This window comes from Solirubrobacter soli DSM 22325 (assembly GCF_000423665.1).
Lineage (GTDB): Bacteria > Actinomycetota > Thermoleophilia > Solirubrobacterales > Solirubrobacteraceae > Solirubrobacter > Solirubrobacter soli.
Genome location: NZ_AUIK01000009.1, coordinates 420,343 through 434,119, shown reverse-complemented (window position 1 = coordinate 434,119; position 13,777 = coordinate 420,343). Strand labels below are relative to the sequence as shown.

Sequence of the window (13,777 nt, the reverse complement as noted above, 5' to 3'; positions counted from 1 at the left end):
TGCATCGCGACCGCGCAACGCACCGCCGCGACCGCACTGGAGAACGCGACCATCAGCCCGTCGCCCGTGGTCCTGACCTCGCGCCCGCCGTGCTCGGCGACCAGCGCGCGCAACGCCGCGAAGTGCTCCCGGTCGGAGCCGGTGATGAGGATCGTCGCCACCTCGGAGGCCATCGGCGCCGATCATCTTCGCCGCTCCCGCCGGCCGTGTCATCCGGCGGGGTGAGCCGGGCGCGACGAGGTTCACCCGGCGGGATGAGGGCGCGAAGGGCGAGGCGCCGGATGCTGCTCGGCGTCCCCTTTACGACAGGAGCACTGATCGAGATGATCACGTCCATGGCCTCACCCCGCGAGCGGATCGGCGCGCTGGACATCGGCATCGCCGCCCTCGCCTCCGGCGCCGCCGTCGTCGATGTCTACAGCCAGGTCGGCGACGCACAGTACGGCGACGTCTCGGGCTGGGCCGTCGCGCCCATCCTGCTGGTCACCATCCCGCTGCTGTGGCGCCGCAAGGCCCCGCTCGCCGCGACCGCCGCGACGCTGGCCGGCCTGCTCGTGCACTGGGCGATCTTCGGCGGCGTCGTGCGTTGCGGGTTCACGATCCCGATCATGGGCCTGCTGGCCTTCTCGGCGGGCGCGCGGCTCAGCGACACCGACCGGTGGATCGCGCTCGGTCTCGCGCAGGCGATCGGCATCGCGATCTGCCTGACCGACGGCCCGAGCGGCGCGACCCCCGACTCCGTCGTCATCACCATCCCGCTGGTGTTCGCCGCCTGGGGCCTCGGGCTCGTCGTCCGCAGCCGCGCCCGTATGGTCGAGCAACTCGACGCGCGCACGGACGAGCTGCGCACCGCGCGCGACGAGAACGCGCGCCTGCAGGTCGCGGACGAGCGCGCCCGGCTGTCCGCCGAGCTCGACGCGCTCCTGCACCAGCGCCTGGGCGAGCTCGCCGCGCTGGCCGAGTCCGACGCCGAGGACAAGGGCGCGCAATTGGCCGAGATCGAGCACCGGTCGCGACGCACCCTCGAGGACATGCGCGCGATCGTGGGCGTGCTGCGCAACGACGAGGCCGCGCCGCTCGCTCCGCAGCCGACGCTCACGCACCTCGACGCGCTGCTCGCACGCAGCGCGGGGTCGGACGCCCGTCTGAGGGTGGAAGGCCGCCCGCGCGTGCTCCCGGCGGCCGTCGAGCTCAGCGCGTACCGGATCGTCGAGCAATTGCTGGAGGCGCTGCACGGCGCACCGGACGTCGAGGTGCGGGTGGTCTTCGCCGACGACGCGCTCGAGCTGATCGTGTCCGGCCGCGGCAGCGCAGCGGCGTTCGAGCGTGCCCGCGAGCGCGTCGCGCTGCACTCCGGCACGCTGCGCACGACCGCGGCGCGCGGCCGTGCCGAAGCCGTGGTGTCGCTGCCCAGCCTCGTCACGGTCTGACCACGATGCGGCGCGAAAACCTAAAGGGGTCAGGCACCTTTAGGTTGCGCGACCTGGCGATCGCCGCCGCGGGCGCAGCGGGCGCCGCCGCCGCGACCCTCATCTGGAGCGAGGACCCGGCGTTCCTCTCGGCGATCGTCCTCGGCGCGGCGCTCGGGGCATCGCGCCCGTGGCCGCGCGCCACGTGGGCGTTCGCGGCGGTCGTGATGGTGGTGAGCGGCGCGCTCGGGGAGACCCCAGGCGGCGACGGTGTCGTCTCGACCCTGCTGGTCTGCGCCCACGCCTTCGTCGCCGGCCGCAACGACCCGCGCTGGTGGGCGGTCGGAGTGCTGCTCGCCGCGACCGCCGCCGGGTGGGGGCTGCTGGGCCGCGTCGAAGGCATCTTCGTGGTCGCCATCCCTGCCGTGTGGTTCGCCGGGCGGGCCGTCCGCGAACGTGAGCTGGTCGCCGCCGAGCTCGCCCAGCGCAACCGCGAGCTCGAGGAGGAGCGCGACGCGTTCGCGCAGCTCTCGGTCCGGTACGAGCGGGCCAAGATCGCGTCCGAGCTGCACGACATCGTCGCCCACGCGATCAGCGTGATGGTCGTGCAGGCCAGCGCGGGGCAGCGGATCGTCCAGGTCGACGAGGCCGCCACCGGCGAGGTGTTCGAGGCGATCGCGGGTGCGGCACGCGAGGCCGAGCAGGACATGCACCGTCTGGTCGCGCTGCTGGGCGACGAGACGCCCGCGCCGGGGCCCGACCTGACGCTGATCGGCGAGCTGGTCGAGCGCGCGAACCGCACCGGGCTCGACGCGACCCTTCGCATCGAGGGCGACTGCGCCGACCTCGACCCCGCCGTGGCCCAGATCGCGTTCCGGGTCGTCCAGGAAGGGCTGACGAACGCGCTGCGCTACGCCGCCGGCGCGCCCGTGTCGGCGACGCTGCGCGGCGACCCCGACGCGCTCGTCGTCGAGATCGTCGACCGCGGCGCCGCGTCCTCGCCGACGCTCGCCGGCACGGGCACCGGCAACGGCCTGCGCGGGCTCTCCGAGCGCGTCGGAGCCCGCGGCGGCCGGGTCCAGTCAGGGCCCGCGCCGGACGGCGGCTGGCGGCTTACCGCGCGTGTCCCGCGGCGAGCGCCGCTTCCCGCCGGGCGGGGGTGAGCCCGCTGTGCGTCGCGCCGGCGCGTGCGGGCAGCAGCGCGGCGGCGATCACCGCGCCGGCGAGCGCGACGGCCGCGGCGAGCCCGGCCGTCGTGGCCATGGCGTCGACGAACGCGTGGTTGGACGCGTCGATCAATGTCCGGGCGCCGGCGGCGTCGAGGTGGGCGGCGGCCGCGTGCGCCGCACCGACGGAGTCGCCTGCGCCTTCTGGCGCGAGCCCGGTCATCGCCGAGGTGAAGCGGCTGTTGAGCACGCTGCCGAGGATCGCGACACCGAGCGTCCCACCGACCTCGCGGACGACGTCGTTCATCGCGGAGCCGACGCCGGCCTTGGCCTTCGGGAGCGAGCCCATGATCGCCTCGGTGGCGGGCGCCATGGCGAGCCCCATCCCGGTGCCCATGAGGAACAGCGCGGTGGCGACCCGCGGATAGGACGTGTCGACGTCGAAGCCCGTGTACATCGCGAGCGCCGTGGCGACCGTCGCCAGGCCCCCGGCGACGACGACCTTGGTCCCGGCCTTGCGGACGAGCTTCACCGAGAGGCGCGAGGCCATCACCATGCCGAAGGCGACGGGGAGCACCCGCACGCCGGTCCCGAGGGCGCTGTAGCCGCGCACGACCTGCATGTAGGTCGTGAGGAAGAACAGGACGCCCATCAGCGCGAAGAAGACGAACGTGATCGACAGGCTCGCGGCGCTGAAGCGCAGGTTGCGGAACACGCTGACGTCGATCATCGGCTGTGGCGTGCGCCGCTCCCACGCGACGAAGCCCGCGAGCAGCGAGAGACCGAGCCCGGACGCCATCAGGATCAGCGGCGAGCCCCAGCCGTGCTCGGGCGCCTCGATCACGGCCCAGACGATCGTCGACAACGCGGCGATCGACAGGCCCGCGCCCGGGATGTCCAGTCTGGGCGCTTCCGGGTCACGCGACTCCGGCACGAGCACCGCCGCGCCCACGAGCGCCACGGCGACGATCGGCAGGTTGACGAAGAACAGGCTGTTCCAGCTGAAGTGCTCGAGCAGCCACCCGCCCGTGACAGGACCGACCGCGATGCCGGCGCCCGTGACCGCGGCCCAGATCGCGATCGCCTTCGGACGCTCGTGGGCGGGGAAGATGTTCGTCAGGATCGACAGTGTCGTGGGCATGATCCCCGCGGCTCCGAGGCCCATCAGCGCGCGCGAGGCGATCAGCGCGCCGGCCGTGTCGGAGAACGTCGCGAGCAGCGAACCGGTCCCGAAGACGATCAGCCCGGTGACGAGCGCCCTGCGGCGGCCGAAGCGGTCGCCGAGGCTCCCTGCGGTCAGCAGCAGGCCGGCGAAGACGAGCAGGTAGCCGTCGACGATCCACTGCAACTGGCTCGCGCCGGCGCCGAGCTCGTCGCGGATCGTCGGGAGCCCGACGTTGAGGATCGTGTTGCCGACGGTCACGACGAACAGGCTCAACGCCAGGACGCCGAGCGCCTTCCAGCGCTGCGGATACGGGACGGGTGTCACGGGTTCTCCTTGCGGTCAGGGGAAGACGACGCCGGTCACTCGCGTGACCGTCGAACGCTGCGCCACGAAGAACGGCAGCAACGCGAGCGCGTCCTGCTCGTCGGCGGCTTCGACGACCCACCAGATCGCGTGTTCGCCGTACGTGCACGCGGCGAGCGCCGCGCGGTGGCGGAGCACGCTCTCGTGTCCGCGGAAGGCGATGAACGCGATCCCGCACTCGCCAGGGCGATGGCGGTGGTGGATCAGGAAGCGGGGCACTCCTCGAGCTTCACGCGTCCGCGACGACGCAACATCGGCGGGCGACCCTGATCTTGACCCTGATGGGACCCTGAGGCAGATGAGACCGAAGGTCGACGACCGTCGCCTCGTGGGGCGCGCGTCCGAGCTGAACGCCGTCGACCTCGCACTCGACGCGCTCGGCCGCGGTGCGCCGGTGCCGCTGCTGATCGGCGGCGAGCCCGGCATCGGCAAGACCCGGCTGCTGGCGGAGTTGGACGCCCGCGCCGTCGCCCGCGGGTGCGTCGTCCTGCACGGAAGCGCCTCGGAGCTCGAGAGCGACCTGCCGTTCTGGATCTTCGTCGACGCGCTCGACGAGTACGTCGCGGGCCTCGACCCGCGGGTCCTCGCCGGATTGACCGACGAGACGCTGGGTGAGATCGCCCACATGCTGCCGTCGGCGTCGAAGGTGGGCGGCGGCGGATCGCGACTGCTGCAGGACGAGCGCTACCGCGCGCACCGGGCGATGCGCGAACTGCTCTCCCGCCTGGCATCCCCGCGGCCGCTCGTGCTCGTCCTCGACGACGTCCACTGGGCGGACGCCGCGTCGGTCGACCTCGTCATCGCGTTGGTCCGCGGCGCCCCCGCCCGCCCGGTCCTGATCGTCTTGGCCGCACGCCCTCGTCAGCTCCCGGATCGACTGCGGGCCGCGCTGGATCGCGCCGAGCGCAACGGCGGCCTGGACCGGATCGAGGTCGCGGGCCTGTCGCGGGAAGCGGCGAGGGAGCTGCTCGGCGACGGCGTCGGCCGCGGCGCCGCCGAGCGGCTCTACGCGGAGTCGGGCGGCAACCCGTTCTACCTCGAGCAGCTGGCGCGCGCCGACGGCACGCGGGTCGACGGAGGCCCGTCCGTGCCCGACGCCGCGGGCGTTCCGGCGGCGGTGCTCGCCTCGCTCGCGGAGGAAGTCGGCCTGCTGCCCGCACAGACGCAGCGGCTGCTGCGGGGCGCCGCGGTCACCGGCGACCCGTTCGACGCCGACGTGGCGGTCGCCGCCGCCGGCGTCGAAGAGCCCGCGGCGATGGACGCGTTCGACGAACTGCTCGCGGCCGGCCTCCTGCGGTCCACCGAGGTCCCGCGGCGGTTCCGCTTCCGTCACCCGCTCGTCCGCCGCGCCGTCTACGAGAGCACGCCGGGAGGGTGGCTGCTCGGCGCGCACGGCCGGGCGGCGACGAGCCTGAGCGAGCGCGGGGCGCCGGCGGCGGCCCGGGCGCACCACGTCGAGTACGCCGCCCGCCCGGGCGACCTGGACGCGGTCGCCGTGTTGGCGGCGGCCGGCATGGCCGGGCTGCTGCGTGCCCCGGCGAGCGCCGCCCGCTGGCTGTCGGCGGCGCTGCGCATCCTCCCCGGTGACGCTCCGACCGAGCAACGGGTCGGTCTGCTGCTCACACGCGCGCGGGCGCTCGCCGCGCAGGGGCGGCTCGCGGAGAGCCACGCCGATCTCGTGGAGTGCATCGCCGTCGCCCCGGCCGACGCGGTGGGCCTGCGGGTCCAGCTCGTCACGGCGTGCGCGGGCGTCGAGCGGCTGCTCGGTCGTCACGCCGAGGCACACGCGCGGCTGCTCGCCTGCCTCGGCGAGCTTCCCGAGCCGACCGCGGCGGACGCGATCTCGCTGATGCTCGAGCTCGCCGTCGATGCCCTGTTCCGCTCCGACACCGACGCGCTCCTGGCGTGGGCGCGCCGGGCGCAGGCCGGAGCGCGGGACCTCGGCGATCGCCCGCTGATCGCCGCGAGCGCGGCGCTGGTGACGCTCGGCCACGCCGTCGCAGGCAGGATCCCGGAAGCCGAGCGCGCGTACGCCGAGGCCTCGGCGCTCGTCGCCGCGATGCCCGACGCCGAGCTCGGCGCACGCAGCGACGCGCTCGCCTACCTGTGTTCAGCGGGCACGTTCCTGGATCGATACGACGAGGCGTGCCGCCACGGCGAGCGGGCGCTGGCCCTGGGGCGGGCCGCCGGTCACCTTCACCCGACGCTGATCCCCGCGATCGGCGCGGCGCACCTGCTGCGCGGACGTCTGGCCGAGGCCGCGGACGTGCTCGACGCCGGCCTGGAAGCGGCACGGCTCGCGGGGGTCACGCAGAGCACGGCGTGGATGCTGCGCAACCGCGCGCTGCTCGCCGTGGCCACCGGTGACGCGCGCGATGCGATGACGATGGCCGACGAGGCGCTGGAGCTGATCGAGCGCCTCGACGAGAGCGTCCTGTCCGCCTGGGCGGCGCTCGCGGTCGCCCGCGCGGCAGTCGCCGCGGGCCGCAGCGAGCGCGCGATCGAGGTCCTCGCCTCCTCCGACCGCCTCAACGCCGTCCCGGGTGCGTGGCGGCTGATCTCCTACGAGGCCCTCGCCCTCGCCTACCTCGACCTCGGCCGGCGCGACGACGCCGTCGGGATCGCCGCCCGTGCGGACGCGCACGCCGCCGCGCTCGGGCTCCCGATGGCGACGCTGTGGGCGCGCCGGATCGCCGCCGCGGTCGCACTCGACGCGGGCGACCCCGTCACCGCCGTGCGCGACGCGCTCGACGCGATCGCGGCCGGCGAGCGGGCCGGCGCCGAGATCGAGGTCGCCCTCACCCGCCCGCTCGCGGCGCGGGCCCTCGCCGAAGCCGGCGACCGGGACTCCGCGGCCACGCAGCTCGAACTGGCCTGCGCCGCGTTCGACGCCCGCGGCGCGTTCCCGCACCGCAGCGCCACCGAGCAACAGCTGCGCCAACTCGGGCGCACCGTTCACCGCCGGACCCGGCCCGGGGCGGCCGACAGCGGCGTCGCATCGCTCACCGGCCGTGAGCTCGAGGTGGCCCGACTCGTCGTCGACCGCCACACCAACCAGCAGATCGCCGACGAGCTGTTCCTCAGCCTGAAGACCGTGGAGAGCCATATGCGCAACATCTTCCGCAAGCTCGATGTCTCCTCCCGCGCCGAACTCGCGCGAACGGTCGAGTCGGCGCAGCGGAGGCCCTGATCGTGCGACAGCTCGAGATCGTGGGGCCGGGTTCGGTGCGCTGGACGGAGGCGACCGCTCCGCGCCTGCAGGGCGACGGTGAGGCGCTCGTCCGCCCGCTCGCGGTGGCGATGTGCGACCTCGACGCGGCCTTCCTGTCCGGGGTGGTGCCGATCGCGGAGCCGTTCGCGCTCGGTCACGAGTGCGTCGCCGAGGTCGTCGAGATCGGCGACGCGGTGGGGAGCGTGACGCCCGGCGACATCGTCGTCGTGCCGTTTCAGATCTCGTGCGGCGACTGCCCCGCCTGCGCGGCCGGCCACACCGGCAGCTGCCGCACCGTCCCGCGCGGGTCGGCGTACGGGATGCAGCCGCTCGGCGGGGCGTGGGGCGGCGCGCTCGCCGAGCTGCTGCGCGTGCCGTTCGCGGACGCGATGCTGCTGCCGCTGCCCGACGGGCTCGACCCGGTGGCGCTCGCCAGCGTCGCCGACAACGTGCCCGACGGCTATCGCGCCGTCGCCGCACCGCTGGCGCAGGCGCCGGGAGCGGATGTCCTCGTCGTCGGCGGCTGGGCGCGCAGCATCGGCCTCTACGCGGCGGCGTGCGCGAAGGCCCTCGGCGCCGGGCGCGTCGCCTACGCCGACACGGATCCCGGCCGGCTCGAGCAGGCCGCCGCGTTGGGCGCCGAGCCGATCGCCGTCGCCGGCGGCTGGCCCGCCAAGCTCGGGCGCTTCGCGATCACCGTCGACGCGTCCGGTGACCACGACGGGCTCCACACGGCGCTGCGTTCGACCGCCGCGGACGGCACGTGCACGAGCGTCGCGATCTACTTCGAGCCCGCGACGCCGCTCCCGCTGTTGGAGATGTACACGCGCGGCTGCACGCTGCACACCGGGCGCTGCCACGCTCGCGCGCTGATCCCCGACGTCCTCGCGCTGATCGCCGACGGCCGCCTGGACCCCGCGGCGGTGACGAGCGCCGTCGTCGGCTTCGACGACGCCGAGTCCGCCCTGGCGGAACTCCCGACCAAGCTCATCCTCACTTCCTAAAGGGGTCAGGCCCCTTTAGGTTTTCCCCGGCGCCCGGGGGGATCTGGGAGGCTGGCGCCGTGATGACTCGGGAGCGTATGAACCCGAGGCGCGGGGCTGAGGAGTCGCTCCGCGCGCCGGCGCCGAAGCCGGACCCGGCGGCGCGGGTGCTCGCGCTGCAGCGCGGCGCGGGGAATGCCGCGGTGGCGCAGCTGCTGCAGCGCAAGGACAAGGACGGCGATCCGCCGCGGGCGGGCGGGTGGAACGAGACCACGCGCGACGTCGCCGGCACCAAGCGCGTGCCCGTCACGGGCCTCGCCGCGGGCAACCAGGACCCGGACGTGAAGTCGCAGAGCGCCGAGGGCGCCGCCGGCAAGGCGGTCGTCGTCGTCCCCAACAGCGTGGACGTCAAGGCCAACCCGGACGTGCTGCTGTTCTTTCACGGGATGGGCAACCTCGGCTACCGGGAGCGCAAGACCGACGACGCGGCGCGCGGAGCCGCGGGCGCGGTGCACGACGTCGAGGTCGACCGGATCGAGCAGCAGCTCGCGCACAGCGGCCGCAACATGGTCGGCGTGCTGCCCCAGGGGACCAACGCGGCGACGTTCGGCATCGCCGACCCGCAGGCCTACGTCACCGAGGCGCTCGCGAAGGCGGCGTCCCAGCTCTCGGTGCCGGCGATCACCCAGGGCCGGATCGTGGTCTCCGGCCACAGCGGCGGCGGCCGCCCCGCGGTCGCCGCGGCCACGAAGCTGACGGCCAAGGCGCCGGCGAACGACGACGAGTGGTTCAACCAGCCGCCGCTGTTCCTCTTCGACGGCATCAACGGGCCGAACGAGACCAAGATCATCGGCGATCTCGTGGAGACGTGGCTCGACGCCGACCTCGTGCGCATCAAGGCGTCGAGCAACCCGGCGGCGCTGCTGAAGCGGCGTGCGATCAAGCTGCGCAGCACGCATTCCAGCTCGGAGCTCTACACCGCGACCAACCTCGGCGGCAAGTACGAGACCGACGTGGCCGACGGCGTCGACGAGAACAGGAAGCCCAAGACGAAGAAGGTCACCATCGAGATCGCCGGCGACCGCTCGCTGAAAGGGCGCATCGACGGCTGGTTCGGCAAGCACAAGGACGAGCTCGGCGCCCACGCGGCGGCGTTGCGCGCCCAGTACGACGTGCCCGACCAGGCCGTGTCCGGGTCCCACGAGGCGACCGTCGGCACCGGCTCGCTCGAGACCGACGCCAAGAAGCGTGGCTCCGCTCCCTCCGGCCTGACGGGTGAATCGCAGAAGGCCGGCGTCCCCGGCTACAGCGGCGGCGGCCACCTCGAGGACTCGATCTCGAAGCTGCCGCCACCGCCTCCGCCGCCGAAGCACGCCGAGCTCGAGCAGGAACCCGAGCCGGACGACGCTATGGCGATGTCGTAGACAGCGTGAACGTCAACGTCTTGCTGTAGCTCCCGGTGCGCAGCGCATCGGTACTCCCGATGTGCTGCTTGAAGGTGACCGTCACCTGCTCGTTGGAGACCGGTGCGGTCCACGTCGACTTCGAGAACGTCACCTGCAGCGCCGAGGGCAGCGCGAACGTGCCGTTCATCAGGTAGGCCGGGGTCGGAGCGACGCTGAGCGTCGCGTCGCCCGCGCTCGAGATGATCGTCGCCGTCGTCGAGGCCGTGTAGTCCTTGTCGACGCCCGGCGCGAACGCGCCGAAGCTCGCGTTCGGGCCCAGCGTCAGCGAGAGCGTCGCGGGGACGGTTCCGCCCACGTCGCCGTTGGCCGCGCGCGCGAGCCGCGAGCTGAAGAAGTCCACGGCGAGCGTGACGATCTGCTGCTTGACCGCGTCGGTGTCCATCCCCGTGCACGGGATCGTCGTGACCTTGCAGACGTCATTCAGCGCCGGCGGGAACTCCGAGCTCGGCGTGGCCGTGGCCAGCGCCAGGAGCTGCGGACGGATGTCGACCGGCGTCGTGAGGAAGCGCTCCGCGCAGTAGTGGACGGCCTTGCCGGAGATGCCGCCGGGCGCAGAGGACCCGATCAGCGGGACGTTGTAGGCGTCCATGCGCGCCCGCGAGTTGGTCGCGGCGATCCCACCCCCGGCCTGCAACTGGGCGCAGTAGGTCGAGTCGAAGCTGCGGTGGACCGCGTCGGGCAGGACCAGGACGCGCCTGTCGGCGCTCGAGATCAGGGGCGTGTTGATCGTCTCCTCGCTGATCGCCGCGGCGGTGTTGCGGTCCTTGGCGCCGGCGACCAGCAACGTGGGAACGGTCACCTTGGCGAGGTCGAGCATGTCGCGGAAGTTGCGCGCGCCGATCGCCATCCCCATGATCGCGCGCACGCGGGGGTCGGGGGCGAAGCCGATCGCGGTGCTCCCGCCGGCGACGCTGAGCGCGGTGAGCGTCCCGCGCGAATGGCCCATCACGCCGATCTTGGCCGTGTCCGCGCGGGTGCCGAACCAGCGCGGCAGCGCATCGATGACCGCGCTGACGTCGCGGGCGCGGTCCTGGAGGCTGCGCGGGACATCGCCGCGCGAGCAGGGAGCAGGACGTCCGTCGGTACACGGGATCGATGTGCCGGGGATCTTGTTGGCCTCGTCGATCCGTACGTCGTCCTGGGTGTTTCCGACGTGGTACGGAGCGGCGACGATGAAGCCGCTGCGCGCGATCAGCTCCAAGGTCCACGCGTAGTCGATCGGGTCGTTGACCGCGCCGTGCGAGAACACGATCACGGGCAGCGGGCCGCCGGGCGCGAGCGTCGAGGTCTCGCGCGCCACCTCGGCGTCGATCCTCCAGGACAGCGGGTCCGAGCTGGGCCCGAGCGGGACACCGTTGAGCGCGGAGGTGTACGTCGTCTTCGCCGCCGCGTTGTACGCCCCCGTCTCGGCGGCATACCAGAGGTGCACCTTGACCGGCCGGGGCTCGTTCTGCGTCGACCCCGGTACGACGAGCGTCTCGACCCTATGGCCGACCTGCGCCGCAGCGGGCGCGGCCATCCCGACGGTGAACACGGCCATGACAGCGACCAAACGAACGATCCTGATCATCCGACCCTCCTTGGACACTCATCGAGACATGCCGAGCATCTTCGACATGCCTCACCGGTGTCAACCCGTGCGTTCTACGAGTTTTATGTGCGGACGACGGCGGTCCGCGCGGCGGCCTTGACGGCCTGCGCGAGCGTCGCCTCGTCGTACACGCCCAGGTGGCGGCGGCCGTTGATGAAGAAGGTCGGCGTTCCTGAGACGCCCGACGCGTCGGCGCTGCGGACGTCGTCGGCGACGCGCGGCGCATAGCGGCGGCGGCGGACGTCGTCGGAGAAGCGGTCGAGGTCGAGCCCGAGATCGGCGGCGTGGCGGTAGAGGTCGGCCGGCGCCAGCGCGTCCTGGTGGGTGATGAGGCGGTCGTGCATGTCCCAGAAACGGCCCTGCGCGGCGGCGGCCTCAGCGGCCTCGGCGGCGGTCTGCGCGTTCGGGTGCACGTCCGTCAACGGAAGGTGACGGAACACGTAGCGCAGGTCGACCTTCTCCAGCAGCCGCTCAACGATCGGCGCCGCCGCGCCGCAGTACGGGCACTCGAAGTCGCCGTACTCGAGCAGCGTGACCGGCGCGTCCGGGTTGCCGCGGATGTGGTCGTGCTCGGGGTCGACGTCGTCGGCGAGGTCGACGATCGTCTCCGCGGTGTTGCCCAGCTGGCGGGCGCGCACGTCGGCGGGCAGCCGGCGCACGACCTGGAACGCGACCCAGGCCACGGCCGGTGAGATGACCGCGGTCGCGAGCACGCCGAACTTGGCCTCCTCCAGCAGCTCGCCCTTGAACGCCAGCGTCGCGACCAACAGCGACACCGTGAAGCCGATGCCCGCCGACGCGGCCGCGCCGACCAGCACGGGCCAGGTCACGGTCAGCTGCCGGCCCATGCGTGTCGCGAGCCAGGTCGCGCCGAGGATGCCGACGGGCTTGCCGATCACGTACGCGGCGATGATCCCGAGCGTGATCGGCGACGTCATCGCGTCCCCGAGCAGCCCGCCGTCGATCACGATGCCCGCGTTGGCGATCGCGAACAGCGGAACGATCACGCGGCTCGTCCACGGATGCAGGCGGTACTGCAGGCGCTCGTTGGGGGAGATCGCCGACGCCAGCGAGGCGCGCGCCGCGTAGGCCAGCTCGGGCGTCGGCTGCTCGCGGAACGAGCGCGCGAGCTCCGTGCCGCGCTCGAGCTGGTCGCGCGGCGGCGGGTAGGCGCTCGTGATCAGCCCGATCGCGAGGCCGGCGATGACCGCGTCGACGCCCGACTCGAACATCGCGAACCAGATGCCGACGCCGGTGATCACCGCCGCCGGGCCGCGCCACGAGCCCGCCCAGCGCAGGGCGATCAGCACCCCGAAGAGCCCGATGGCGACGAGCAGCGCCGTCACGGAGATGTCCTCGGAGTAGCCGAGCGCGATCACCAGCAGCGCCGCGAGGTCGTCGATCACGACGACCGTCAGCAGGAACACGCGCAGGCGGATCGCGCGCCCGCGGGTGAGCAACGCGAGCGCGCCGAGCGCCAGCGCGGTGTCGGTCGAGACGGCCGCGCCCCATCCCACCGCGCCGTCGCCGCCGGCGTTGAGCGCCAGATACACGGCCGCGCCGCAGGTCATCCCGCCCAGTGACGCCACCACCGGGATCGCGAGCCGCGTGCGCTCACGCAGCTCGCCGAGGTCGAGCTCGCGCTTGGCCTCGAGCCCGACGACGAGGAAGAACAGCGTCATCAGGCCCTCGTTGACCCACCCGCGCAGGTCGGCGGCGAGCGTGTGGTCGCCGATCGAGATCGCCAGCCGGGTCTCCCACACCGAGGTGTAGGAGTCCGGCGAGAGATTGGCCCACAGCAGCGCGACGACCACCGCCGCCACGAGCACGACGGCCCCGCCGGTCTCGTCGTGCAGGTAGCTGCGGATGGGCGCGGCGAGGTTCCGCGCCCAGGCGGTCCGCCCGCCGTTGTCTACGGCCGGTAGAAGCGCGCGGGCGCCTTCTTGAGCTTCTTCGCCTTGCCGGCCTTGAATCGCGTCCCGTTCCACGTGTACCGAGTTTGCCGGAACGAGCTCGGACAGCAGTTCGGATCGGTCGACTTGTAGAACGGCTGCATGACATCGAACGACTTGCTGTTGTGCCGGGCGATGCCGACCTTGTAGCCCTTCTTGTTGAGGATCCGCCCGCTCAGCGTGCCGTCGGCGTTGCCTTTGATCACGCCGAACTGCGTGTCGCCGGCGGTCCCGCCGCTGGAGAGCGTGTAGACGACGTCGGAGGCGCCGTCGCCGGTCACGTCACCGCAGCGGACGAGGTTCACCACCACGCCGCCGTCGATGTCGTCCTGGGTCAACGCGTCGGACGCGAGCAGGAAGTTCTGCGTCGTCTCCGCGTCGCACGTGGTGGCCGACGCGTGGGTGGCGGGCAGGAGGATCAGGCCGCCGAGGACGGCCGCGAGGGTCAGAGGAGTCCGTACTGGCATCCGC

10 protein-coding genes are annotated in these 13,777 nt (G+C 73.2%); 5 read left to right on the top strand and 5 right to left on the bottom strand.

What is annotated here, in order from left to right:
• Positions 1 to 335 precede the first annotated feature (335 nt).
• Positions 336 to 1,430, top strand: coding sequence for a sensor histidine kinase (locus tag G569_RS0109160; RefSeq protein ID WP_028063193.1), 1,095 nt, complete (start codon positions 336 to 338; stop codon positions 1,428 to 1,430).
• Positions 1,431 to 1,435: 5 nt separating this feature from the next.
• Positions 1,436 to 2,572: a sensor histidine kinase gene (locus G569_RS46845; RefSeq protein ID WP_084284537.1), complete on the top strand. Its 1,137-nt coding sequence runs from the start codon at positions 1,436 to 1,438 to the stop codon at positions 2,570 to 2,572.
• Here G569_RS46845 and G569_RS0109150 read toward each other — a convergent pair.
• The gene (locus G569_RS0109150; protein ID WP_028063192.1) at positions 2,523 to 4,064 is read right to left on the bottom strand and encodes an MFS transporter; all 1,542 of its coding nucleotides are present in this window, start codon (positions 4,062 to 4,064) and stop codon (positions 2,523 to 2,525) included. The genes G569_RS46845 and G569_RS0109150 overlap by 50 nt on opposite strands.
• A 15-nt stretch (positions 4,065 to 4,079) precedes the next feature.
• Positions 4,080 to 4,322: a hypothetical protein gene (locus tag G569_RS62370; protein WP_028063191.1), complete on the bottom strand. Its 243-nt coding sequence runs from the start codon at positions 4,320 to 4,322 to the stop codon at positions 4,080 to 4,082.
• A 79-nt stretch (positions 4,323 to 4,401) separates the two neighbouring features.
• On the opposite strand from G569_RS62370, the gene G569_RS0109140 reads away from it, so the two are divergent.
• From G569_RS0109140 to G569_RS0109130, 3 genes are all read left to right on the top strand, one after another.
• A complete protein-coding gene (locus tag G569_RS0109140; protein WP_028063190.1) occupies positions 4,402 to 7,293 on the top strand; it encodes a helix-turn-helix transcriptional regulator in 2,892 nt (963 codons plus the stop codon).
• Positions 7,294 to 7,295: 2 nt separating this feature from the next.
• Positions 7,296 to 8,318 carry an alcohol dehydrogenase catalytic domain-containing protein gene (locus G569_RS0109135; RefSeq protein WP_028063189.1) on the top strand — a complete coding sequence of 341 codons (1,023 nt, stop codon included), beginning with the start codon at positions 7,296 to 7,298 and terminating at the stop codon, positions 8,316 to 8,318.
• 62 nt (positions 8,319 to 8,380) lie between these two features.
• Complete coding sequence (locus tag G569_RS0109130) at positions 8,381 to 9,721, top strand: hypothetical protein (protein WP_157591918.1); 1,341 nt, start codon at positions 8,381 to 8,383, stop codon at positions 9,719 to 9,721.
• Here the strand turns inward: G569_RS0109130 and G569_RS0109125 are convergent.
• The 3 genes from G569_RS0109125 to G569_RS0109115 all read right to left on the bottom strand — a co-directional run bounded on the left by G569_RS0109125 (position 9,705) and on the right by G569_RS0109115 (position 13,773).
• Positions 9,705 to 11,303 (bottom strand): alpha/beta hydrolase family protein, encoded by a 1,599-nt coding sequence (locus tag G569_RS0109125; RefSeq protein ID WP_028063187.1) that lies wholly within the window; start codon positions 11,301 to 11,303, stop codon positions 9,705 to 9,707. The two genes, G569_RS0109130 and G569_RS0109125, sit on opposite strands and share 17 nt — an antisense overlap.
• A 113-nt stretch (positions 11,304 to 11,416) precedes the next feature.
• Complete coding sequence (gene nhaA / locus G569_RS46840) at positions 11,417 to 13,342, bottom strand: Na+/H+ antiporter NhaA (protein ID WP_245602454.1); 1,926 nt, start codon at positions 13,340 to 13,342, stop codon at positions 11,417 to 11,419.
• Positions 13,267 to 13,773, bottom strand: a complete 507-nt coding sequence (locus G569_RS0109115; RefSeq protein ID WP_028063186.1) for a hypothetical protein — start codon at positions 13,771 to 13,773, stop codon at positions 13,267 to 13,269. The genes nhaA and G569_RS0109115 overlap by 76 nt, the downstream gene beginning before the upstream one ends.
• Positions 13,774 to 13,777 lie beyond the last annotated feature (4 nt).

Excerpts from the sequence above, each read along its gene's own strand:
- G569_RS0109160 (WP_028063193.1), top strand. The coding sequence starts at position 336 with ATGGCCTCACCCCGCGAGCGGATCGGCGCGCTGGACATCGGCATCGCC.
- G569_RS46845 (WP_084284537.1), top strand. The coding sequence starts at position 1,436 with ATGCGGCGCGAAAACCTAAAGGGGTCAGGCACCTTTAGGTTGCGCGAC.
- G569_RS0109125 (WP_028063187.1), bottom strand. The coding sequence starts at position 11,303 with ATGGCCGTGTTCACCGTCGGGATGGCCGCGCCCGCTGCGGCGCAGGTC.
- G569_RS0109130 (WP_157591918.1), top strand. The coding sequence starts at position 8,381 with ATGACTCGGGAGCGTATGAACCCGAGGCGCGGGGCTGAGGAGTCGCTC.
- G569_RS0109140 (WP_028063190.1), top strand. The coding sequence starts at position 4,402 with ATGAGACCGAAGGTCGACGACCGTCGCCTCGTGGGGCGCGCGTCCGAG.
- G569_RS0109115 (WP_028063186.1), bottom strand. The coding sequence starts at position 13,773 with ATGCCAGTACGGACTCCTCTGACCCTCGCGGCCGTCCTCGGCGGCCTG.